The sequence below is a fragment of the Nostoc flagelliforme FACHB-838 genome, from assembly GCF_014698065.1.
In the GTDB taxonomy this organism is placed as follows: domain Bacteria; phylum Cyanobacteriota; class Cyanobacteriia; order Cyanobacteriales; family Nostocaceae; genus Nostoc; species Nostoc flagelliforme_B.
Window position 1 is genome coordinate 133367 of the sequence record NZ_JACJSI010000010.1, and the last position, 23535, is coordinate 156901.

The following is a 23535-nucleotide window of genomic DNA, read 5'->3' on the forward strand; positions in this document are numbered from 1 at the left end:
AACCTTTGCTTTTTTAACTCATCGCTCTTAACTCATCACTCTTAACTCATCACTCCTAACTATTGAATTTTCCCCTCTCGAAAGCAAATAAGATAGACACATGAGCATATCAATTAGACCTGACGAAATTAGCAGCATTATCCAACAACAAATCGAGCAATACGACCAAGAGGTCAAAGTTGCTAACGTTGGTACCGTCCTACAAGTAGGTGACGGTATTGCCCGGATTTATGGTCTGGAAAAGGCTATGTCTGGGGAACTTTTGGAATTTGAAGATGGTACAATTGGCATCGCCCAAAACTTAGAAGAAGACAACGTGGGCGCGGTGCTGATGGGTGAAGGGCTGGAAATTCAAGAAGGTAGTTCTGTAACTGCTACTGGTAAAATTGCCCAAGTACCTGTAGGAGAAGCTTTAATTGGACGAGTTGTAGACGCATTGGGTCGTCCCATTGATGGTAAGGGAGACATTAAGACTTCAGACAGTCGTTTGATTGAATCTCCAGCACCCGGTATCATTGCTCGTCGGTCAGTACACGAACCTATGCAAACGGGTATCACAGCTATTGACTCAATGATTCCCATCGGTCGTGGTCAACGGGAATTGATCATTGGCGATCGCCAAACCGGTAAAACTGCGATCGCGATCGACACAATCATCAACCAAAAAGAAGAAGATGTAATTTGTGTCTACGTCGCGATCGGTCAAAAAGCTTCCACAGTTGCTAACGTGGTGCAGACATTGCAAGAAAAAGGCGCGATGGATTACACCGTCGTCGTCGCAGCTAGTGCCAGTGAACCAGCAACCCTGCAATACCTAGCTCCCTACACAGGCGCAACTATTGCTGAGTACTTTATGTACAAAGGCAAAGCCACCCTGGTAATTTACGACGATCTTTCCAAGCAAGCCCAAGCTTATCGCCAAATGTCACTACTGCTGCGTCGTCCACCCGGACGCGAAGCGTACCCTGGAGATGTATTCTACATCCACTCTCGCTTGCTAGAAAGAGCAGCAAAGCTGAGTGACGAATTAGGTAAAGGCAGTATGACCGCCCTACCAATTATCGAAACCCAAGCCGGTGACGTATCAGCATACATCCCCACCAACGTAATTTCTATTACCGATGGTCAGATATTCCTATCTTCTGACTTGTTCAACGCTGGTATCCGTCCCGCTGTGAACCCCGGTATTTCAGTATCCCGCGTGGGTTCTGCGGCTCAAACCAAGGCAATGAAAAAAGTTGCCGGTAAGATTAAATTGGAACTAGCCCAATTTGACGACCTGCAAGCCTTCGCTCAATTTGCTTCCGACTTAGATAAAGCCACCCAAGATCAGTTGGCACGGGGTCAACGGTTGCGTGAACTTCTGAAGCAGCCACAAAATTCCCCACTGTCAGTATACGAGCAAGTAGCAATTTTGTATGCTGGTATCAATGGGTATTTAGATGATGTGCCTGTAAATCAAGTAACCACCTTCACCAAAGGTCTGCGGGACTACTTAAAGACTGGTAAAACCCAGTATGCCGAAGGAGTAAAAAGCTCCAAAGCACTAGGTGACGCAGAAGAAGCTGCCTTGAAAGAAGCACTCACCGAATATAAGAAGACCTTCAAAGCAGCAGCGTAATTAGTCATCAGTCATTGATCATTAGTCATTGGTAAAAAACTAATGACTAGTGACAAAGCGCAAGGTCTGAGCGGAGGTTTCCTCCGTTCTCCGAAGGGGTTGCCGCAGGCATCAGAACTTTGTAAGAGAGGACAAATGACAAATGACTAAGGACTAAGGACAAAAATATGGCCAATCTAAAAGCAATACGCGATCGCATTCAGTCGGTCAAAAACACCAAAAAAATCACAGAAGCCATGCGTCTCGTAGCTGCGGCTAGAGTGCGCCGGGCGCAAGAACAAGTGCTAGCAACTCGCCCCTTTGCTGATCGCTTGGCACAAGTATTGTATGGTTTGCAAAGCCGTCTACGGTTTGAAGAAGCAAACCTACCACTGCTGAGAAAAAGAGAAGTTAAGTCAGTCGGGTTATTGGTAATTTCAGGCGATCGCGGTCTATGCGGCGGCTACAATAATAACGTTATCCGTCGCGCAGAAAACCGCGCCAAAGAAATCAAGGCAGAAGGTTTAAACTATCAATTTGTACTCGTCGGACGCAAAGCTACTCAGTACTTTCAACGCCGCGATCAGCCAATTGATGCCACTTACAGCGGCTTAGAGCAAATTCCCACCGCAGCGGAAGCCAATCAGATTGCCGATCAACTACTTTCCTTGTTCCTTTCGGAAGAAGTTGACCGCATCGAATTAATCTATACTAGATTCCTTTCCTTAGTTAGCTCCCGTCCTGTGATTCAAACCCTACTGCCCCTCGATCCGCAAGGTCTAGAAGTAGGCGATGATGAAATCTTCCGCTTGACAACCCGTGGCGGTAAATTTGAAGTCGAACGGGAAAAAGTGGCTAGCCAAGTTCGCCCGTTGGCTCCTGACATGATTTTTGAGCAAGATCCAGTGCAGATTCTTGATTCTTTGTTGCCCCTCTATCTAAGTAACCAGTTATTGCGGGCATTGCAAGAATCGGCAGCTAGTGAACTAGCAGCGCGAATGACAGCCATGAGTAATGCCAGTGAAAATGCCGGTGAATTGATTAACACCCTTACACTGTCTTACAACAAAGCCCGACAAGCTGCAATTACCCAAGAACTCCTTGAGGTTGTTGGTGGTGCTGAAGCACTAACTTAGAAAAATACTTGTTGTATGATGATGGCAATAGCCAATTGCTAATGGTTTTAAAATTAGCGATTGGCTATTTTGAGTAATTAGAGCTATACATCCTAACTTGATTATTAATTACGAATTACGAATTACGAATTCAAGAATTGCGTACTATAATTGAAATATGAAGCGCATGGGTCCGTCACGGTTTCGACAGGTTGGCGAACGCTGCTCTGTGATTCAGGTCGAGAGTGAGTCTCCTCTCGGAAATCAAAGGCTCAAACAAAAAGTAAATGCGAATAACATCGTTAGCTTTGCTCGTAAGCCTGCCTTAGCAGTTGCCTAAAAACCTCTTATAGGTTCGAGCGTCTTTAGTTTGACTCCGTTAAGGACTGAAGACCAACCCCCAACGGATGCTCTAGTAAGCGTTCTCTGGTTGGCTTACTAGCTAAGATTAAATCAGAGCATCCTACGTTCGGGATAATGAACGATCCCCGCCTTGAGGGTCAGAAAGGCTAAACCTGTGAATGAGCGGGGGGTCAATACCCAATTTGGACAGCAGTTCGACTCTGCTCGGATCCACTAAAAATAAGTAACAAATCCACCAAACAGTAAAATGTTTGGTGGATTTTGTTTTATCTAAGAGACTTCCAGTAAAAAAAATATCCCATCCCTGCGGCAATACGCATGGGTTAGCGTCAACAATCTTAACCTGTGTAGGTTGGGGAGCCACTGCGCCATTGCAGTTTCCCGACTTGTTCGCGTAGCGTCTCCCCTTGGGAGAAGCAAGTGGCGTTTGAGGAACGAAACCCAAGATTTCCTGTGCTTTGTTGGGTTGCGCTTTGCTTAACCCAACCTACAATAATTTTTCTTAACTGAACTGTATTGCTCCCCACGGGTTTTGCATTTTTAACTCGGAATCGGTTTTGGGGTAAGGGTTAAAGGGTAAGGGTTAAAGGTTTTTTCCCCTTTCCCTTTCCCCAAAACCCGAGAAGTATTGCTTGCGCCCCTACAAATCTAGAATCTTCTTTAATACTTTTCAATCAGCTAATTATCTGTTCTTGGGGTTGCTTACGTGCGCTTCCAAACCTCCTTCCCCTTTTTTTTAGTACCCGTCTTAATCGATCTGCACTCAAGTTAACTTGACGCTCAGATGCCAGTTTTTTTGCTAATTGTTTAGAGTTATAAGTCTGTGGCTCTTGAGCTAAACAATTTTCTAGATAAACTAAATCTGATTCCGAATATCGGGGTTTTCCTCCTCGACCAGGAGCATCCCACAAACCTACTAAACCCACCTTTTCCCAGCGATGAAGGGTTTGACGTACTGTTGAAATTGCCCAGTTCAAACCTTGAGCAATTTGCTCATTTTTTAAGCCGCGATTATTCAGCAGTAAAACTTGAGCGCGATCCTTAGTACGTTGAGGAACATCCTTGGCTTTTCTTAACTCTTCTAGAGTCAGCTTTTCTTCTTCTGTGAGAAAGACTTTTAATCGGCATCCCATAAATAATAACCTTTTATACAGTCAGTCCCTTCTCTGCGAGACGCTACGCAAACGGGGAACTCAAAACTACACCATTAGCTTGTTGGACAAATTCATTAGATAGCCAGCAAGTTTTGCTTATAGCTATGACAACGATAATTTGTTGGCGTTGTCCTGATTAATATCTGAAGTCGATAATAAAGGACTGTATCATTAAAATTCTTAGATTATTCGTAGGCTTACGGAGATTTATCGAAACTTTAAAAACGATTTTTACTCTATCTTGCACTTGTATGAGCAGAAAAAGATATACAAGCCTAGTTCTTTTTATCAAAACCATCTCAGAAAATCTGATTTGATTATCTCCAAAAAAGTATCTATTTTTTCAACTTTACATAAACTTTATATTTAACCTAACAATATCCTTGGTTGAGACAAAAATATATTTAATACCCATTAGAAAAATAATATCGACAGCATACTTGATGACTCTTAAAAAGTAAGGAAAACTTTTCCTACCTTTCCTACTTTTCCTACCTTTCCTACTTATTTGTAATAGTACACCTAGATAAAACTAATTTTTTCTACTTGATATCTAGATACATTGGTTGCTGTTAAAATTTATTCTATGACTAGAGAGATTAACACAAATAATTTATGATTACTATATTAAATAACAATAAATTATTGATTAAATCATGTTTATTTGATAAAAATTATGATGGTAATGATATTTTTGAATTAAGATAAAATAAGATATATAGCCAAATTAAATACTCAGTAAAGTTTTCAGAATAAATTAATATTGAGTAGATTTTATGAGACATATTTTTTGCTAAAAAACAGCAATAATTGATACAAGTTAAATTTTGCAAAAACTGATATTCATTACAACTTCAACAATAAATAATAGAGACAATGGGGGCAGAAGAAAAACCTGTTAATTTGCGCTCGGAGACGAATAATGGTAGCGATGTCTACGACCGGCAATGCCCACACAGAGAACGTTCAGCATCGGTTAACTATACAAACTGTAGAAATTGCCCCTAATACAACAGCGATTCGCTCTCTTGATTGGGATCGCGATCGCTTCGATATCGAATTCGGACTGCAAAACGGCACAACCTACAATTCCTATCTAATTAGGGGTGAACAAACAGTTTTGATTGATACTTCTCACCAGAAGTTTCGCGATCTGTATTTAGAGACTCTAAAAGGTCTTGTTAACCCCAAAACAATTGATTACATAATTGTCAGCCACACAGAGCCAGACCATAGCGGCTTGGTGGAAGATGTTCTTCAGTTAGCTCCTAGAGCTACCGTTTTAGCATCAAAAGTTGCGCTTCAGTTTTTAGAAGGTTTGGTACACGATCCATTTTCTAAGCGAGTTGTCAAAACCGGCGATCGCATAGATATCGGCAAAGGACACGAAATGGAATTCGTGAGTGCGCCTAACCTGCACTGGCCAGATACAATCTTTAGCTTTGACCGCAAAACCCAAATTCTCTACACCTGTGATGCTTTTGGGATGCATTTTTGTGACGATCGCACCTTCGACGAAGATTTAGAAGCGATCGAAGCTGACTTTAGATTTTACTACGACTGCTTGATGGGCCCTAACGCTCGTTCGCTGCTGAATGCGATGAAGCGGATGGGTGATCTTGGGAAGATTAATATTATCGCCAACGGTCACGGCCCTTTATTATACCACCATTTAGATGTTTTAACCGGGTGCTACGAAAATTGGAGCCAAAAACAAGCTAAAGCAGAAACAACAGTTGGCTTGTTTTTTGTCTCAGATTATGGGTATGGCGAACGCCTTGGTCACGCCATTGCCGAAGGTATACTGAAAACTGGCATTGGGGTAGAAGTACTGGATCTGAGTACTGCTGAGAGCCAAGAAATTCAAGAACTAGCCGGGAGAGCAGCTGGCATTATTATTGGTATGCCCCCGACTACTTCTGCCGCCGCCCAAGCTAGTATCAGTTCAGTGTTAGCTGTCGCCAAGAACAAGCAATTGATTGGGCTGTTTGAATGTTACGGTGGGGATGATGAACCCATTGATACACTCCGCAGACAATTTCTCAACTCTGGCATCAAAGAAGCTTTCCCACCTATTCGGATTAAAGAGGTTCCAACCGCATCAACATTCCAGTTGTGTGAAGAAGCGGGTAAAGACATCGGACAATTGCTGGTGCGCGATCGCAACATCAAGCAAATCAAGTCCCTTGATGTCAACATGGAAAAGGCATTGGGTCGGATTAGCAGTGGGCTGTATATAGTCACTACTAAAAAAGATAATGCCTCAAGTGCAATGCTGGCATCCTGGGTAACGCAAGCGAGTTTGCAACCATTAGGATTAACAATTGCCGTTGCTAAAGACCGCGCCATTGATTCCTTAATGCAAATAGGCGATCGCTTCGTCCTCAACGTTTTGGAAGAAGGCAATTATCAAGAACTCAAAAAACACTTTCTCAAGCGCTTGCATCCTGGTGCTGATCGCTTTGCTGGGGTAAAAACTCAAACCGCGAAAAACGGTTCCCCAATTCTAACTGATGCTCTGGCATACATGGAATGTGAAATCCAGAGCAGCATGGAATGCAGCGACCACTGGATTTTATATTGCACCGTCCAAGAAGGTCGTGTTTCCAAAAACGATGGATTGACAGCCGTTCGCCATCGCAAAGTAGGTAATTACTACTAAGAAAGAGTGAAAAGGTAACAGGTGACAGGGGACAGAAAAGAAAACTATCCCCTGTTTCCTATGATCCATACCTATAACCTAATTCCCTATTCCCTATTCCCCAACTTTACCCAACAGCTATGACCAATTCCAAGCCACGCGACGTACAAGTTTTACCAATTGCTACAAATACTAAGGCGATCAAAGCACGTAGTTGGTCACGTCTGCGGTTTGAAATTGAATACGCACTTGAAAGAGGTACTACCTCCAATTGCTATTTAATTGAAGCTGATAAAACCGCACTTCTTGATCCACCGCCAGAAAGCTTTACCGAAATTTATTTAGAGGCGTTGCGGCAGACTTTAGATTTGCAAAGTTTGGATTATATAATCCTGGGTCATTTTAGTCCCAACCGAGTTGCCACCCTCAAAGCAATTTTAGAACTAGCACCACAGGTAACTTTTGTCTGTTCTCTTCCCGGTGCGAACAATTTGCGTGCTGCTTTCTTAGAGCAAGATTTAAATGTCTTGGTGATGCGGGGGAAAGAAACTCTGGATTTAGGCAAGGGTCATGTTTTAAAATTCTTACCCACTCCCAGCCCGCGTTGGCCGGAAGGGCTTTGTACCTACGATCAGCAAACCCAAATTCTCTACACAGATAAGTTATTTGCAACTCATCTCTGTGGTGATGAACTGTTTGATGATAACTGGGAAGCGCTTAAAGAAGACCAGCGTTATTACTTTAACTGCCTGATGGCTCCCCAAATTCCTCATGTGCAAGCAGCTTTGGAGAAAATATCAGATTTGCAGGTGAGAATGTATGCTGTGGGTCACGGCCCATTGGTACGCACCAGCTTAATCGAACTCACCAAAGCTTATGGAGAGTGGAGCCGTTCTCACAACGATCGCGAGATTTCCGTTGCCCTACTTTACGCTTCAGCTTACGGCAATACGGCGACTTTAGCACAAGCGATCGCTCTGGGATTAACTAAAGGTGGAGTTGCAGTCAAATCAATTAACTGCGAATTTGCTACCCCTGATGAAATTCGCATCAACCTAGCACAGTCAGAGGGTTTTATCATTGGTTCTCCTACCATCGGTGGTCATGCGCCAACTCCTATTCATACTGCTTTAGGGATTGTGCTATCAAGCGGTGACAACAGCAAACTCGCTGGAGTCTTTGGTTCTTATGGCTGGAGTGGCGAAGCCTTTGACTTAATTGAAGGTAAACTCCGGGATGCTGGATATCGCTTTGGTTTTGACACCCTGAAGGTGAAGTTTAAACCTGATGATGTCACTCTCAAGTTCTGTGAAGAACTAGGTACAGATTTTGCCCAAGCACTGAAAAAGGCTAAAAAGGTACGCGTACCACAACAAGCGGCTACTCCAGTAGAACAGGCTGTTGGCCGGATCGTTGGTTCCGTCTGCGTGGTGACAGCTAAACAAGGTGAAGTTTCTACCGCAATGTTAGGCGCTTGGGTTTCTCAAGCCACCTTCAACCCACCCGGATTAACTGTTGCGATCGCCAAAGACCGAGCGATCGAATCTTTGATGTATCCAGGCGGTAAGTTTGCCTTAAATATTCTACCTGAAGGCAATCACCAAGATTACATGAAGCATTTCCGTAAATCTTTCGCACCTGGAGAAGATCGGTTTGCCAACTTTAGTACAGCAGTTGCAGATAACGGTTGTACCGTCCTCACCGACGCACTAGCATATTTAGAATGTTCAGTCAACCAACGTCTAGAATGTGGCGACCATTGGGTTGTGTATGCAACTGTGGATGAAGGTAAATTACTCAAGCCTGATGCTGTGACTGCCATTAATCATCGCAAAACCGGCACACACTATTAAGTAGTGAGAAATTGAACTTAACGAAACCGCTTTAGCTTAAATATAGCCAAAGCGTTTTATGACAAAAATTTTCTTTTTTATTGTGGGATGGACAAGATGTCCGTCCCACTTTTTTGTGGTTATACCAATTCTGTATGAAGATGCACAGAATATTAAACGAACCGCCCTTCGGGTTCACTAGTCGCTTACGGTGGGAAACCCGCCTACAGCGCTGGTTCACCAAGTACGCCAAGAGCGCCAAGAATAGAGAGTTACTCATTTAGTGCAGCTTCACATTAAATTGGTATTAATCGACAAAAATTAAGGGATTTTAGGCTGAAGTTTAAGAGGATGTTTTAAAAGTTCCGAAAGGTATAATTTTGCAGTTCTGCACTGGGTTAAGTGTAATGCAAAATAGTGGTTTAGTTAGTTTATCTATCTTTAGACAGATGTTTGAGCATTTTAAGTTTTAGATTACATACACTATACTTTTATGTTACAAAAACATCTATTGTTTTAAAAGGACTCCGAGAATACTCTGGTAGATTTCTGAAATGAGCAAGCACTGGCTAGGAAATGTATCGCGTGCGATCGCTCAAAGCAGATGACGGAACCTCTATTGCTGGTATATTGCGTAGCTTAGTCCAAGAGTAGGAGCATCGTGTCCTGCGGCAAAATTATCATCGACCGAACACCAGAGTTATTAAGGAGTCAAAACCAAGTGAATCCCAATGAAAGCACCATTAACAAACCATCTTTAGAAATCAATGCTTCTCGTCAGTTTACTTCTTGGCTGTATGAGCAAAACCTGAGTTTGTCCTTCACTACCTATCAAGCGGGGAAGTTATTTTTCATAGGCTTGCAACCAAACGGTGAATTATCTGTATTTGAACGTAGCTTTGAGCGATGCATGGGGTTGTATGCCAATGGCAGCAGCCTCTACATGAGTTCCCTATACCAACTGTGGCGATTTGAAAACATCATCCAACCCGGACAAAACCACCAAGGCTACGATGCTCTTTATTTGCCCCAGATGAGTTATGTGACGGGAGATTTGGATATTCACGACATCGCTTTGAGTAGAGCAGAAGAAAAAGATTTAGGATCACAAAAATTAGTATTTGTCAATACCTTATTTAGCTGTTTGGGAACAGTCAGCGAAACCCACAGTTTCGTTCCCTTATGGCAACCAACCTTTATCAGCAAGCTAGCGGCGGAAGATCGATGTCACCTGAATGGGTTGGCAATGCAACAAGGAAAACCTAAATATATCACCGCCGTTAGCCAGTCAGATGTAGCAGAAGGCTGGCGGGAGCATCGGGCAAATGGTGGCTGTGTCATTGACGTAGAAAGCAATGAAATCGTGTTGCAGGGGTTGTCTATGCCCCACTCCCCACGCTGGCATCAAGAAAAACTCTGGCTGCTCAACTCAGGTGCGGGAGAGTTTGGCTTTGTCGATTTAAAGCGGGGAGTATTTGAGCCAGTCGCCTTCTGTCCGGGATATCTGCGCGGTTGTACATTTCATGGCGACTTTGCGGTAGTGGGAATTTCTCAACCCAGGCATAACAAGACCTTTAGCGGTTTGCCCCTAGACGAGAAATTGCAACAGAAAAACGTTGAGCCTCGCTGTGGGTTACTAGTGATTGACCTGAGAAGCGGCGATATTGTCCATTCCCTGCGAATAGAGGGGGTGGTACTGGAATTGTACGACGTGGTAGCACTTTTGGGGGTACGTCGTCCAATGGCGATCGGATTTCGCAGCGACGAAATTCGGCGGGTAGTGACGGTGGGATCGGATCAAAATTTATAATTTAGAGGAATCAATAATAATGGCACCTAATCCAGCAGTTTCAACCTTTCTGATCTTGATGGCAACAATGGTTTTGCGATCGCTGGCTCTTCCCTAGGCAGCTCTGTTAGTAGTGCTGGAGACATTAACGGCGACGGCTTCGACGACCTAATTATTGGGGCAATAGGTGCCGACCCTAACGGTCAGACGTATGCTGGAGAAAGCTACGTAGTGTTTGGCAGCAGTAGTGGGTTTGGAGCTAGCCTCAATCTCTCGTCCCTTAATGGCAGTAATGGCTTTGTAATGGACAGAGCTACGTAGTGTTTGGCAAGAGCAGTGGCTTTGGAGCTAGTCTCAACCTCTCGGACAGTAACAACGGCTTTGTGATCAACGGCATTGCCGCTTATGACCAATCAGGCGGCTCCGTTAGCAGTGCCGGAGACATTAATGGCGACGGCTTCGACGACCTAATTATCGGGGCACGTTTTGCTGATGCCAACGGCAATAGTGGTGCTGGTGGGCAGAGCTATGTCATTTTTGGCTTTAGGACTACGACTATAACTGAGGAAGATACTGCCGTTAACATACTTGCCAGCACCATTTTGAGCAGATATACAGACGTTGATGGCGATACCTTAAGCATTAGTGACTTCAGCAACCCTGCTAACGGCACACTGACACTTAATGACAACGGCACTGTTGGAAATCCAAGCGATAACTACTTTACCTACACCCCTAACGCCAATTACAACGGTACTGACAGCTTTCCTTACACTGTTAATGATGGCAATGGTGGCATTATTACTGGTACTTTTAACTTGAAAGTCAATCCGGTCAATGATGCACCTGTAGCCATTGATGATACTGTTACTGCTGTCAAATATATCCCTGTGAGTATCCAAGCAACTACCCTGCTGCCAAACGATCGCGACATCGATAGCACTAACCTCACCATTACTGGTGTCAGTGCGGCAGCTCACGGTACGGCGATGCTGAAAAATAACGGCACTCCCAGTAACTCAGCAGATGACTTGATCGTGTTTACCCCAACTTGCGGGTTTAGTGGTGCGGCTAGCTTTAACTACACTATCACCGATGGTCAACTCACTAGCACTGCTAAAGTTAATGTCCAAGTTGGCGATCGCGTTTTAGGTGGCAACGGCAATGATGTCCTCCACGGCACTCTTGGTAATGACTACCTCAATGGCGGCAATGGCAAAGACAACCCTTACGGTGGTAATGGCAAAGACACCCTCAATGGCGGCAATGGTAACGACCTCTTGTGCGGTGGTCTTGGTAGCGATATCCTCACAGGTGGTAATGGCAAGGATAAATTTATCTTCGCTGATGGAGAAGGTATTGATATTATTACCGACTTCTGCAAGGGCAACGATTTGATTGGCTTGTCTGGTGGTCTGACCTTCAATCAACTAAGTTTCACTGGTAACAACATCATAGTGGCTGCTACTGATGAAATCTTGGCAACGCTGACTAGCATTAGTACCACAACACTCACTGCCGCTAATTTTACTATTATCTAAATATTAAAGGGAGCAAGACATTGCTCCTTTTAAAAACTAATAATTACTATAGAACCAGCTTTATGATCAAATTGACTATAAATTCACAGTTAGTAACAGAAATTACAAGTGTTTTGTAAGCTATAATTCGACACCTCAACGCCACACTACTCGATTTTCTAAAAGGCTACCTAGTTAAAATTCTGGATAGCAATGCGATCGCTTCTAAAAATCTTTGTAACAGATGAATTGACTGTAGGGACGTAGATTTGTACGCTTTTACCAAGGCTGTATCAGAAATGTTGTGAAAAGGTATGACTTGTCAAAGAAAAGGAAAGGAAGCAGGGGGGGGAGAAGCCTATAAATAAATTTATTTGCTCTGAAACCCTCTATTGCTGGAAAATTTTAAAATCCTTCCCCTAAGAAAGCGCTCCCTGCTTCCCTGCCTCTTTTGATACAGGATGAGAAATCAGAAAAATGATGTGTGCAATTTCAGTATTAAAGCGGAAACAACATAAATTCACTCACTGAAATTCCGCAATTGCCACCAGGACAACTGCAAAAACGCAGTGTAGCCTTTAACTAGAAAAACAGCATCAGGCAATTGTTAGACAAAATGCCAACTATCACCACTAAACTTTTATAATATTTGTTGCTCTTATGACTCCGAAACACACCAAAATTAAATTTCCCCTTTGGCAATATCTGAACCAGCCTTTATTTAGTAACGAGACTAAATTAGTATTGAATCCCCAACGCTTTGCATTTATCTGGCATCTTCGGCTTCTAGAACGTTGTTGGGCTAAAGAATGTGATGCCAAAGGGCATCAACAGCATTAGCTATTTGAAAACCCGTCAAATTAAGCCTCGTCTACAGAACGAGGCTTTTTGTCGTCAAGTAAAGCACTGACAGTCATATCTCCTATAACATTAATCGCAGTGCGGCAGCGATCCAGAAACCAGTCTACAGTAACTAGCAAAACAATGTACTGGGTAGGTAAGCCTACAGAAGTGAAAACTAATGTCATCGTTACCAGCCCCGCATTGGGAATATTTGCCGCACCTACAGATGCAAAAATCGAGGTAAGGATGACAATTAATTGCTGTCCTAGACTCAGATGTTGCCCAATTAGTTGGGAAATATACAATGCAGACATTGCTTCATAGAGGGAGGGCAGTGCCAAAACTCAGGGCAATCACAATCAGTTGGATAACATTATTATCAACTAATGGCTTAAAATAGCTTCTGGTACAGCATCTTTGAGTATTCTCTAAGCGTCAAGACTCTGAGGAGTTATTTCTCTACTTGTTAGGGTTGTTACATTGCTCCAAGTCCCCGGACGCAGTACATTTGCTATGAGAAGTCCCACCAAAATAGCTACGGTAGTATTGGTTAAAAGTAACGCTGCCAACCGCCACCCGGCTGTACCAGGGATATTAGTAATCATCAAAGTGTGCAGCACCGCTACCAAAATCAGCGGCGTAGCCAAGGCGCAAAGAGCCTTTAGCACCAATTCAACCGGAATTGCTAAATTATTGATTAAGGTGGCGTTGTTGAGATTGGGGTTCCCCGCACCAAGGGCAATTCCAATGCTGACTGCGGCTACTAGGGCGATGAGAATTTGTAATGTGAGAGGGATACGTTACCACCAAGGGTTAGCTTTGGTTGCAGACGAAGTAGTTCTCTCTGTTTCACTCATTGGCTACATACGGCTAACTACTGTAACTATTAAAACAATACTACTGATAGTGATAATTCCAGAAAAAGAACAGCTTTAATTTTGGGTAAAAACTGTTAATCTAAGATTCCGTTGCTTTGCAAAATCTAGCTCAAAAGGGTATACCACAAGGTAGGCCCCTAGAGGTATCTTGGCTTGTGGTTGGAGATGCTTATGTCTTTTGTTCCTTTACATATTCACAGTGACTACAGTCTGCTTGATGGGGCAAGTCAGCTACCAGAGTTGGTAAATCAAGCGATCGCACTGGGGATGAAAGCGATCGCCCTTACCGATCATGGTGTCATGTATGGAGCCGTTGAACTGATAAAAATCTGCCGTAGTCAGAATATTAAGCCGATTATCGGCAATGAAATGTATATAATTAACGGCGATATTGAAAAACAAGAACGCCGTCCCAAATATCATCAAGTTGTTTTAGCTAAAAATACTAAAGGTTACAAAAATTTAGTTAAATTAACCACAATTTCTCACCTTAAAGGTGTTCAAGGCAAAGGAATTTTTTCTCGTCCTTGTATTAATAAAGATTTATTAAAACAATATCATGAAGGCTTGATTGTCACCAGTGCTTGTTTGGGTGGAGAAATTCCCCAAGCGATTCTCAGTAATAGACCAGATGCAGCCCGGAAAGTTGCTCAGTGGTATAAAGATGTATTTGGTGATGATTATTATCTAGAAATTCAAGACCACGGCTCCCAAGAAGACCGAATTGTGAATGTTGAAATAGTTAAAATTGCTAGGGAGCTAGGCATTAAAATTATTGCGACTAATGATTCACATTTTATTTCTTGTTTTGATGTTGAAGCCCACGATGCTTTGTTATGTATTCAAACTGGCAAGCTAATTATTGAAGATAAGCGGATGCGTTATAGCGGCACAGAGTATCTCAAATCTGGTGAGGAGATGCGGCAGCTATTTCGTGACCATTTGCCGGATGATGTGATCAGCGAAGCGATCGCTACTACTGAAGAAGTCGCCGATAAGGTCGAGCCTTACCATATTATGGGTGAGCCTCAAATTCCTACACCTCCCATTCCCTCCGGTCATACTGCTGACACTTACGCCGAAGATGTTGCATGGAGTGGACTTTTAGAACGCTTAAATCGTAAATCTCGCCAAGAAGTAGATTCCGTCTATAAAGAAAGATTGGAATACGAACTGAAAATGATTCAGCAGATGGGTTTTTCCAAATACTTTTTAGTTGTTTGGGACTACATTAAATTTGCTAGAGATAATAACATTCCTGTGGGGCCAGGTCGGGGTTCTGCCGCTGGTTCATTAGTCGCTTATGCAATGCGAATTACTAATATTGACCCCGTACATCATGGGCTACTCTTCGAGCGTTTTTTGAACCCAGAACGGAAATCCATGCCTGATATTGACACGGATTTTTGTATTGAACAACGAGATAAAGTGATTGAATATGTCACTGAGAAATATGGTGCAGATAGAGTTGCCCAAATTATTACTTTTAACCGCCTAACTTCTAAAGCAGTTTTGAAAGATGTCGCCAGAGTATTAAATATTCCCTACGGGGAAGCTGACAAAATGGCGAAATTAATTCCTGTGGTGCGGGGTAAACCAACTAAACTCAAGGTGATGATTTCCGCTCAAACTCCAGAACCAGAGTTTAAAGAGAAATATGATAAAGAACCCCATGTTCGACATTGGCTTGATATGGCTATGCGAATTGAAGGAACTAACAAAACTTTTGGTGTTCATGCCGCAGGTGTGGTAATTTCTGCCGATCCACTTGATGAAATTGTCCCCTTACAGAAGAATAATGACGGTTCTGTAATTACCCAGTATTTCATGGAAGACCTGGAATCAATGGGTTTATTGAAAATGGATTTTCTGGGTTTGCGGAACCTGACGCTGATTCAAAAGACCGTTGATTTGATTCAAGAAACAAGAGGATATCGGGTTGATCCTGATGAAATTCCGCGCCAGGAAAGAAAAGCCCAAAGGATATTAGCTAAAGGTGAACATAGCAGTCTACCAAAAGATGTTCAAAAAACTTATGAATTATTAGAAGCAGGTGAGTTAGAAGGAATATTCCAATTAGAATCTTCTGGGATGCGTCAGATCGTGCGAGATTTGAAACCTTCTAATATAGAAGATATTTCTTCAATTTTGGCACTTTATCGACCAGGGCCATTAGATGCAGGGCTAATTCCTAAATTTATTAACCGCAAACATGGTCGAGAAAAGATTGATTATCAACACACCGTTCTGGAACCAATATTAGACGAAACTTATGGAATTATGGTCTATCAAGAGCAAATCATGAAAATTGCTCAAGATATGGCGGGATATTCTTTAGGACAAGCTGACTTGCTGCGTCGGGCGATGGGTAAAAAGAAAGTTTCTGAGATGCAAAAGCAGCGAGAAAAATTTGTAGATGGCGCAGCTAAAAATGGTGTTCAGAAAAAGGTTGCAGATGAATTATTTGAGCAAATGTTGAAGTTTGCGGAATATTGTTTAAGCTATGACACAGAAATATTGACTGTAGAATATGGATTAATGCCGATTGGAGAAATTGTCGAAAAAGGCATTGAATGCAGTATATACAGTGTTGATAAAAATGGAAATATTTACACGCAACCTGTGGCACAGTGGCACGATTGCGGACAACAAGAGGTATTTGAATATTGCTTAGAAGATGGTTCAATAATTCGGGCAACAAAAGATCATAAATTTATGACTCTTGATGGTCAAATGTTGCCAATTGATGAAATATTTGAACGTGAATTAGATTTGATGCGGGTTGAGGGTTTGCCAAATTGAGAGGAGAAGCAATGAGAATTAGGCATTCTCTACTTGCTATACAAATGAGAGTTAACGAGAATTTCTTAAGTTGATAGTAAGGTTAAATTGCCATGTATAGACCAGCTGCTTTTCAAGAAGATAATGTTGATAAATTGATTGCCTTTATGAAAGCGAATAGTTTCGCTACGTTGGTATCGATCCTAGACGGTGTACCTTATGCTTCACACGTTCCTCTTGTGATTGCAATGGCAGGGGATACTGTTAAATTAATTGGTCATCTGGCAAAGCAAAATCCTCAATCGCAAGCCCTTGACACTGAGTTACTTGCTATCTTCACCGGGGCACACGCTTACATTTCCCCTACCTTGTATGAAAAGCATGAGAGTGTACCGACGTGGAACTATATTGCTGTTCACGCCTATGGTATTCCCAAAGTCATCATACTCAATGAGTCCCCAGAATCAATGAACCAAATGATAAACGAGATGATAGATACCTACGAAGTTGACTACAAATCGCATTGGCACAGTTTATCTGACGAATTTCGTGAAGGTATGATGAATGGGATTGTGGGATTTGAAATAACTGTTACACGTTTGGAAGGTAAGTACAAGCTTAGTCAAAACCGAAGCCAAGTTGAGCAGTACAATGTGTCAAGTACACTCCTACAAAGTTCAGATCCGGCTGCTCATGCTGTCGGTGTCCAGATAAAACAAAACCTTGAAGCGAATGAGTATTAGGGACTTCCAAAAAATAAAACATCCCATTCAAGATAATGATTGTCATTATTTATTAACTGCCCAAAGATTAATTCTTTGGGACAATTTATTCTTTGGAAGTCCCTTATTCGTAATGCCATCAGCCCTGGATAAACGTTTGCCGAATTCGCCAACAGTGTCTTCGTTATATCTACGCCATTTACTATAAATGGGAAGTCAAAAGGGATTTTATACCAAAAAGATGGAATCGCTTTTAACTTAATGTCTTCAGGTAATAAAATTTATATTTTGGCTTAATTTGTTAACTAGTAATTTTTGCTGTCTTTAAGATTATAGAATTTTGGCAGGTAAAAACTTCAAATTAAATTCGGTTGTTTTTCGGATTCTTCATGAGTTAGCCCAATGTTAGGTTTGAGTTCTAACGGTTAGAAAACAAAAATTTTGGAAGTTACACTCATGAATAGCAAGTTTGCTAAACTCTTATTTCCTACAGTAGCAGGTACTGTTATTGGATTTTCAACAATCCTAGCTTCATTTGGTACAGCATTTGCTTTACAGTCTACAGTTATTACTAGCCCTGTTAAACAGGCAATATCAAACGTTGTTCTTTATCTTCAAGATAGTTCAGGAAGTTTTATTAAGGTAAAAATAGATAATTTTTCTGCTCTTCCAGAGACTAAAACCTACAATCCCACAAGCGTTTTGCAAAAGTATCCCAGTTATACACTGGTAGCTTATACGGTTAAAGCCGGAAACAATAAGGGGTCTGGTATGGGATCTGGTGAAGGAGAATTAGTCATAATTGGTTCAGGAATAAAACAGAGTCAACTGCCAACATATAACACTAGTGATGCAAATACGTATCAATATAAGGCAGTTTATAGCAGTAGCACCGTTTCTAGTAGTACCACAAACACTAATACTACCAGCACTAGCCCTGCTTTTAGCAGTGACACTACTACTAGTAATAGCAGTACCGACAAAGTTTCTACTAGCACTAATACTGTTAGCCCCGAAACTAGTGCTAGCATTCAAACATCAACAGTAAGTGAATCTACAGTTGTTAGTTCTGAAACTGGCGGTAACACTCAATCACCACCAGCAAATGAATCTCCTTTTATTAGCTCTAACAATGCTCAAACAACTAAACCAGTATCAGTTCCTGAACCTGGTACTATCACTGCCATAGCCCTATTCGGTTTAGGCGGTTTATTTACCAAGAAAAAATTAACATCTTCTTCCAAATAGAACATTTCATTGCATCTAGAAAAATACTAATTTTTCAGTTGGTAATTTAAATGGTTTTAAATTCAGGGTTTGCTCTCCAAAATACTTTACTAATCACAAATATAATTTTAGGTCTCTTGCATTGCGATCTCAGGGGGCTTTTACTTTTAATTAATGATTATCATTATTTATTAACTGTCCAAAGATTAATTCTTTGGGACAATTTATTCTTTGGAAGTCCCTTGGGCATTTGCGAAAAAGAATATCAAAAGCGATCGCTCGCTTTGAACGCAAATTGGATTTGATCCGGGTCGAGGGGATTGGGGAGACAAGGGGGATAAGGAGAATACCCATGCTTCATCCTCCATGACAAATGACTAATGACTAATGACTAATGACTATTTGCGGTTTTCCCCAAAGGATAGTTTCTTGCTTGTAAATGGCAATTCCTGGTTTTGCTCCTTTGGGTTTGTAAACGTGTTTTGGCTGAGTGTAAACCACTGGCACTTGCTCACTCTGACGGGCGCGACTGTAGTATGCCGCAAGATTAGCTACAAATTGCAAATCAGCTTCTTCTGCAACAGCACCCGGTTCTAGACGTAGTAACACATGGCTACCTGGAATTTCTTGAGCGTGGAACCATAAGTCATAATCACCTGCTACCCGAAAGGTCAATTGGTCATTTTGGCGATTGTTACGACCGATTAATACTTCAAAACCATTAGGGGTAAGGTAACGATGAAAGTTGGTACTAGGGGGTTCATTGGCACTGCGGCTGCGGTATTCTGGATCTTCTAAATACTTTTGCCCAATCAACTCTTCGCGGATTTCTTCTAAAGCTCGCAAATCTTCTGCTGTTTGGTAGGTGTCTATCTGAGCGATCGCAGCTTCTACTTGTTCTAAATACTCAATTTCTGTCTGCACTTCCAATAGTAGGGGTTCCACGGCAGCACGAGCGCGTTTGAGCTTTTGGTGCTGTTTGTAAAGACTTTGGGCATTTTGGACAGCATTTTTATCTGGCTGGAGTGCGATCGCTACTGGCAAATTTGTACCAAAATCTGAAAGGATAATTTCTTTCATCCCCGGTTCCCAGTTTTGCAAATGAGCCATCAATAAATCAGCTTTCTGTCGATACTCATCAGCTTGATCTGATTGCTGCAAGCGTGTCTTAAAGGTTTGAGCTTTATTCCGTAATTTTGTCAGAATATTATTCAATTTCTGACTCAACTGATGGCGCAATTGGGAAAATAACTGTTGGTCAATTTGGTTACTGTAGTATTGGTTAAGTAACTGCTGAATATTTTTGACCTTTTCAACCGCACCCCAACCCATTACGGTGTAACCATCTTTTGTACAAGCGGGTTGAAATTTGCTGGAATCTAAGGCTTGCAGCCATTCTTGCCAACGCTCAAACAGCCGTCGCCAATCGTCGGGGTTGAGAGTATCGGTGGATGTTTCTGGTGCGATATTTGCTTCTAGTAGCATTAACTCCAGTAGTGCGGCACTCAAGCCTCTATAACTTTTGAGTAATTGCCGCTTGATTGCCCCTGGCACTAGACTTACCCGTTCTTGCCAACGTTCTTGAGATTCGTTCAAACTGGGGACAGGCCCAGTCAGTTTTGGTGGTGTTTCATAAGGCTGTCCGGTTTGGATGGGACGGACGCTAGATTGTTGCTGACTGACTTGATGGGCGGCGGTGATAATTATATTGTTAGCGTCGGTGAGAATGACGTTGCTATACTTGCCCATGATTTCTGCATAGACATGATACAGGGCGCTTTCTCCAGGACGACGGGCAAATTGCAAATCAATAACCCGCTCCCAAGGTGCGATCGCTTCAATCGCCACTAGTGCCAAACCACCCAATTGGTGTATTAATTGTTGGCTAAAGGTAAAGGTATCTGGCGATCGCGGTGGTGGATCGCCGATACAAATATGTGTAGCTTGGGGATGCCAGGAAATCTGTAACCAATCTCGCTGTTCCAGGGTGCGTAATGCCATAGCAATTGTGTAGCGATCGCGCTGGTAGACCTGTTCTAAGCGTGATGGTAGCCAGTTAGCGCGGATTTCGCTACAAGCAGCTGTGAGAGTGGTAAAGTCAACTGGTTGCAAAGCGATTAGTTATTAATATTCAAATGGTAGCGATCGCTATACTTTTATTTTTGTTTAGTCAAAGCATAGCAGACCTCAACTATCATAGCGGTTACTTGGTTTGGTGATAGCTGCGAATGAAAAAACGCAGAAAGCTATCATAAGATAAGCTTCTACGCTTAGATGAAAAGTTACTTTTTTATACAGCTTTTACTTGGTGTCGAATTTTCTAACCTCAAGCAATGCCTAGGTTGGGCTTCTCTACGAGAGGCTACGCCAACGCCTACGCTGCCAAATTTAAACCCAAAATATTATCCGAGTTACTCACTCACGATTATCTGTTACGCAGAAGAATCATTTAGCAACCAAAACTGGGTTTTTTGCTGTTGCCTGGACTAATTCGACTGTTGACTCCACTAGTTCTTTTGCTGTTGACTGGACTAATTCGACTGTTGACTCCACTAGTTCTTTTGCTGTTGACGCTACTGGTTGTGGCTGCAACAGTTGGGTGTAAAGTTCACTCAGTTGATTTGCTACACCATCCCAGCTAAACTTAGTTTCCACCCGCTTTCTACCGGCTTTACCCAATTCATCTCGCCACTGTGGATTTAAGAGAATTCGGTCAATAGCAGAGGCAAAAGCATCTACATCTTGTGGTGGTGCTAATAAACCAGTTTCTTCATTAACCACAGTAAACTGAAGTCCGCCGACATCACTAGCTACAACTGGTGTACTGCTTGCCATCGCTTCGATCGCCACGAGTCCAAAGGGTTCGTAATGGCTGGGAACAACGCAAACATCGGCAGCAGCATAATAAGTTGGTAAAACATCTTGGCTCAGACGACCAGCAAAGATGGTAAAGTCGCTCATCCCCAATTCGTTGACGATTTGCTCAATGCGATCGCGCTCAATCCCGTCGCTGTTACCTGGAGTACTACCACCACCAATAATTAGCTGGAGATTCTTAGAATCGCGTAGCCTAGACTCGTTTACTGCCCGTACCAAGGTTTCTATACCTTTGCGTTGGTCAAAACGCCCCACGTATAGTACAACTTTGGTTTCTTTGTCAATCCCCAATTTAGCCCTTGCTGCTTCTTGTGCAATCGAACCAAACCGCTGAATATCTGTACCGCAGGGAATGATGTCGATATTGCCTTCAGTGGAAACTAGCGATCGCATGTGTTGCTGTTCTTGCGGACTTGTCGCTACAATTCGCTCTGCTATTTCCAACACCTCTTTTTCCACTGCTAATCGCACACTAGCAATCTGAGGAATATCTTCTATAGTGTTGTACTTGACCGCTCCTAAAGAGTGGTAGGTGTGAACCTGTTTACTATCTTGGATTTTCTTTAACTCCATCCCCACCCAACTAGAGAGCCAATAGTTAGTGTGAACTAAGTGGTATGTAATCTCATTTTTGGCTTGAAATTCGAGGAAATTATCAACAAATTCTGGCAGATATTCAAAAATTTCATCTCGCGGCACAAACTCAGTAGGGCCAGCTTTTAAACGAATAGTTCGACAATTTTCGGTGTGTTGAATAATCAAGTCTTGCTCCAGACTCACCTGGCGGGTAAACATATCAACTTGCCACCCTAGCTGCCCTAGTGCTTCACCCACCTGACGCACATAAACATTTTGTCCCCCAGCTTCTTCTTTCCCTATTTCAACCGCCGGATCTCCGTGGACAGAAATCAAGGCGATACGTTTTTCGGTGGTAGAGTTCATAGTTTGTGTGTTGCTGATTTTAACAAAGTTTTGGCTTGTTCCAAGCTCGTGTATAGCACACTTGCTTGAATTGTTTAGGAACTTTGATTAATATTTATTTTAATTTAATATGTCTAATATATTTTTACAACTTCTGCTAGAAGTATAATTTTTAGGTACAAACTTGTATTTAATTTCTTTAGATATAGAAAACTTCTATACTTGTACCTGATTCTTTTGATAGATGAAAACTAATGCTTGTTCATATATGGTCTTTCGTTTGCAGATATGATGTTGGTGGCATTAACATTAGCTGTGTATAGATAAACCCCGATTAATTCCCACTTGCCATTTGAAAACCAAGTATAATTTAAAAAAATTTAAATGGTCACGGCGTTTGCGAGTTTTCTCCCAACAGACATCTGGTGAACATGGGGATTGGGGATTGGGATAATTTTGATGGATGGATATTCAAATCCCAACCAAATTGGACAAAAGATTTTTTTCCAGTACTCAGTCCCGGAGCTTACATTCCTCCCCAACAAGCTAAAGCTTGTTTGAGTAAGGTCTCAAAGAGAAGTTGAGGAATCCTGGGTGCAATCCGGTGAGAATGAATAGACGTAGCACTGCTACCTCTATATAAGGGTTTCAGCCAACGAATAATTATTGTCTGGAGATGTCTAATAGCAGACACCAAGGGCGAACGAGCCTCGCGGTACTTCGCTATAATTATTAATGAATTAAAATCATATTGTATTAAGTAATAAGAATAACTGTTAAATATTGATGCAAAATCGGGTATTTCCTTGAAATTACTTCAGAAAGTTGCAGATTATATTTTCAATCATTAATAAATTTCAGGAGCAAATCAGGTGTTTACTTCAACCTTACTCGCTGCTGCAACTACACCTCTGCAATGGAGTCCGACAGTTGGACTGATTATCATTATCGTTAATATCGTTGCCATTGCTTTTGGTAAATCTACCATCAAATTTCCCAACGCAGAACCGAAACTACCCTCAGCCAATTTATTTGGTGGTTTCGGTTTACCAGCCCTTTTAGCAACTACCGCCTTTGGTCATATCTTAGGAGTGGGTGTTGTTTTAGGGCTGCATAACTTGGGAAGAATTTAGGTTATATTATGTTCGGCAAATCACTTAGAGGCTATTTATAAAGTAAATCTAAAGAGGAAATAATCAAGTAGAAAACTAGCTGTAAGATACAAGCAAATAGTATATATACTGAAGAAGAATGTCTTGTAAACGGTATCCT

At 42.1% G+C, this 23535-nt stretch carries 15 protein-coding genes, 1 other RNA gene and 2 pseudogenes; 13 read left to right on the forward strand and 5 right to left on the reverse strand.

The window, feature by feature from the left end:
- The first annotated feature begins 100 nt into the window (after positions 1-100).
- The 3 genes from atpA (at position 101) to ssrA (ending at position 3294) form a co-directional block, all read left to right on the forward strand.
- Positions 101-1621: a F0F1 ATP synthase subunit alpha gene (gene atpA / locus H6G97_RS08105; protein WP_190940137.1), complete on the forward strand. Its 1521-nt coding sequence runs from the start codon at positions 101-103 to the stop codon at positions 1619-1621.
- Positions 1622-1788: 167 nt separating this feature from the next.
- Positions 1789-2736, forward strand: coding sequence for a F0F1 ATP synthase subunit gamma (locus tag H6G97_RS08110; protein WP_190940138.1), 948 nt, complete (start codon positions 1789-1791; stop codon positions 2734-2736).
- Between the two features lie 168 nt (positions 2737-2904).
- Positions 2905-3294: a transfer-messenger RNA gene (ssrA, locus tag H6G97_RS08115) on the forward strand.
- Positions 3295-3416: 122 nt separating this feature from the next.
- Here the strand turns inward: ssrA and H6G97_RS08120 are convergent.
- Positions 3417-3605, reverse strand: a complete 189-nt coding sequence (locus H6G97_RS08120) for a hypothetical protein (RefSeq protein WP_190940139.1) — start codon at positions 3603-3605, stop codon at positions 3417-3419.
- A 147-nt stretch (positions 3606-3752) separates the two neighbouring features.
- On the reverse strand, positions 3753-4211 hold the full coding sequence (locus H6G97_RS08125; RefSeq protein ID WP_190940140.1) for a helix-turn-helix domain-containing protein: 459 nt from the start codon (positions 4209-4211) through the stop codon (positions 3753-3755).
- Positions 4212-5154: 943 nt separating this feature from the next.
- Between H6G97_RS08125 and H6G97_RS08130 the strand changes: the two genes are divergently transcribed.
- The 6 genes from H6G97_RS08130 (at position 5155) to H6G97_RS08150 (ending at position 12854) form a co-directional block, all read left to right on the forward strand.
- Positions 5155-6894 (forward strand): diflavin flavoprotein, encoded by a 1740-nt coding sequence (locus tag H6G97_RS08130; RefSeq protein WP_190940141.1) that lies wholly within the window; start codon positions 5155-5157, stop codon positions 6892-6894.
- A gap of 119 nt (positions 6895-7013) precedes the next feature.
- Positions 7014-8726, forward strand: coding sequence for a diflavin flavoprotein (locus H6G97_RS08135; protein WP_190940142.1), 1713 nt, complete (start codon positions 7014-7016; stop codon positions 8724-8726).
- Between the two features lie 640 nt (positions 8727-9366).
- Positions 9367-10515, forward strand: coding sequence for a TIGR03032 family protein (locus H6G97_RS08140; RefSeq protein WP_338421622.1), 1149 nt, complete (start codon positions 9367-9369; stop codon positions 10513-10515).
- Between the two features lie 123 nt (positions 10516-10638).
- Positions 10639-10815 carry a hypothetical protein gene (locus H6G97_RS52260; protein ID WP_338421626.1) on the forward strand — a complete coding sequence of 59 codons (177 nt, stop codon included), beginning with the start codon at positions 10639-10641 and terminating at the stop codon, positions 10813-10815.
- Complete coding sequence (locus H6G97_RS55340; protein WP_338421623.1) at positions 10815-12035, forward strand: tandem-95 repeat protein; 1221 nt, start codon at positions 10815-10817, stop codon at positions 12033-12035. The genes H6G97_RS52260 and H6G97_RS55340 overlap by 1 nt, the downstream gene beginning before the upstream one ends.
- A gap of 639 nt (positions 12036-12674) precedes the next feature.
- Positions 12675-12854, forward strand: coding sequence for a hypothetical protein (locus tag H6G97_RS08150; protein WP_190940143.1), 180 nt, complete (start codon positions 12675-12677; stop codon positions 12852-12854).
- A gap of 20 nt (positions 12855-12874) precedes the next feature.
- Here the strand turns inward: H6G97_RS08150 and H6G97_RS08155 are convergent.
- Positions 12875-13654: pseudogene (locus H6G97_RS08155) on the reverse strand (dicarboxylate/amino acid:cation symporter).
- A gap of 252 nt (positions 13655-13906) precedes the next feature.
- Between H6G97_RS08155 and H6G97_RS08160 the strand changes: the two are divergent.
- From H6G97_RS08160 to H6G97_RS08170, 3 genes are all read left to right on the forward strand, one after another.
- On the forward strand, positions 13907-16537 hold the full coding sequence (locus tag H6G97_RS08160) for a DNA polymerase III subunit alpha (protein ID WP_190940144.1): 2631 nt from the start codon (positions 13907-13909) through the stop codon (positions 16535-16537).
- A 92-nt stretch (positions 16538-16629) separates the two neighbouring features.
- Entirely contained in the window at positions 16630-17259 is a 630-nt protein-coding gene (locus H6G97_RS08165; protein WP_190940145.1) for an FMN-binding negative transcriptional regulator, read from the forward strand.
- Between the two features lie 435 nt (positions 17260-17694).
- On the forward strand, positions 17695-18486 hold the full coding sequence (locus tag H6G97_RS08170) for a hypothetical protein (RefSeq protein WP_190940146.1): 792 nt from the start codon (positions 17695-17697) through the stop codon (positions 18484-18486).
- 363 nt (positions 18487-18849) lie between these two features.
- On the opposite strand, the gene H6G97_RS08175 is transcribed toward H6G97_RS08170, so the two are convergent.
- Both H6G97_RS08175 and H6G97_RS08180 read right to left on the reverse strand, forming a co-directional pair.
- On the reverse strand, positions 18850-20577 hold the full coding sequence (locus H6G97_RS08175; protein WP_190940147.1) for an Rqc2 family fibronectin-binding protein: 1728 nt from the start codon (positions 20575-20577) through the stop codon (positions 18850-18852).
- A gap of 471 nt (positions 20578-21048) precedes the next feature.
- Positions 21049-22284 (reverse strand): annotated as a pseudogene (locus tag H6G97_RS08180) (glycosyltransferase family 4 protein); the annotation flags it as partial.
- 851 nt (positions 22285-23135) lie between these two features.
- On the opposite strand from H6G97_RS08180, the gene psaK reads away from it, so the two are divergent.
- On the forward strand, positions 23136-23396 hold the full coding sequence (gene psaK / locus H6G97_RS08185; protein WP_190940149.1) for a photosystem I reaction center subunit PsaK: 261 nt from the start codon (positions 23136-23138) through the stop codon (positions 23394-23396).
- The last annotated feature ends 139 nt before the right edge of the window (positions 23397-23535 follow it).

Excerpts from the sequence above, each read along its gene's own strand:
- H6G97_RS08160 (WP_190940144.1), top strand. The coding sequence starts at position 13,907 with ATGTCTTTTGTTCCTTTACATATTCACAGTGACTACAGTCTGCTTGAT.
- H6G97_RS08165 (WP_190940145.1), top strand. The coding sequence starts at position 16,630 with ATGTATAGACCAGCTGCTTTTCAAGAAGATAATGTTGATAAATTGATT.
- H6G97_RS08130 (WP_190940141.1), top strand. The coding sequence starts at position 5,155 with ATGGTAGCGATGTCTACGACCGGCAATGCCCACACAGAGAACGTTCAG.
- H6G97_RS08110 (WP_190940138.1), top strand. The coding sequence starts at position 1,789 with ATGGCCAATCTAAAAGCAATACGCGATCGCATTCAGTCGGTCAAAAAC.
- H6G97_RS08150 (WP_190940143.1), top strand. The coding sequence starts at position 12,675 with ATGACTCCGAAACACACCAAAATTAAATTTCCCCTTTGGCAATATCTG.
- H6G97_RS08170 (WP_190940146.1), top strand. The coding sequence starts at position 17,695 with ATGAATAGCAAGTTTGCTAAACTCTTATTTCCTACAGTAGCAGGTACT.
- H6G97_RS08125 (WP_190940140.1), bottom strand. The coding sequence starts at position 4,211 with ATGGGATGCCGATTAAAAGTCTTTCTCACAGAAGAAGAAAAGCTGACT.
- H6G97_RS08135 (WP_190940142.1), top strand. The coding sequence starts at position 7,014 with ATGACCAATTCCAAGCCACGCGACGTACAAGTTTTACCAATTGCTACA.
- atpA (WP_190940137.1), top strand. The coding sequence starts at position 101 with ATGAGCATATCAATTAGACCTGACGAAATTAGCAGCATTATCCAACAA.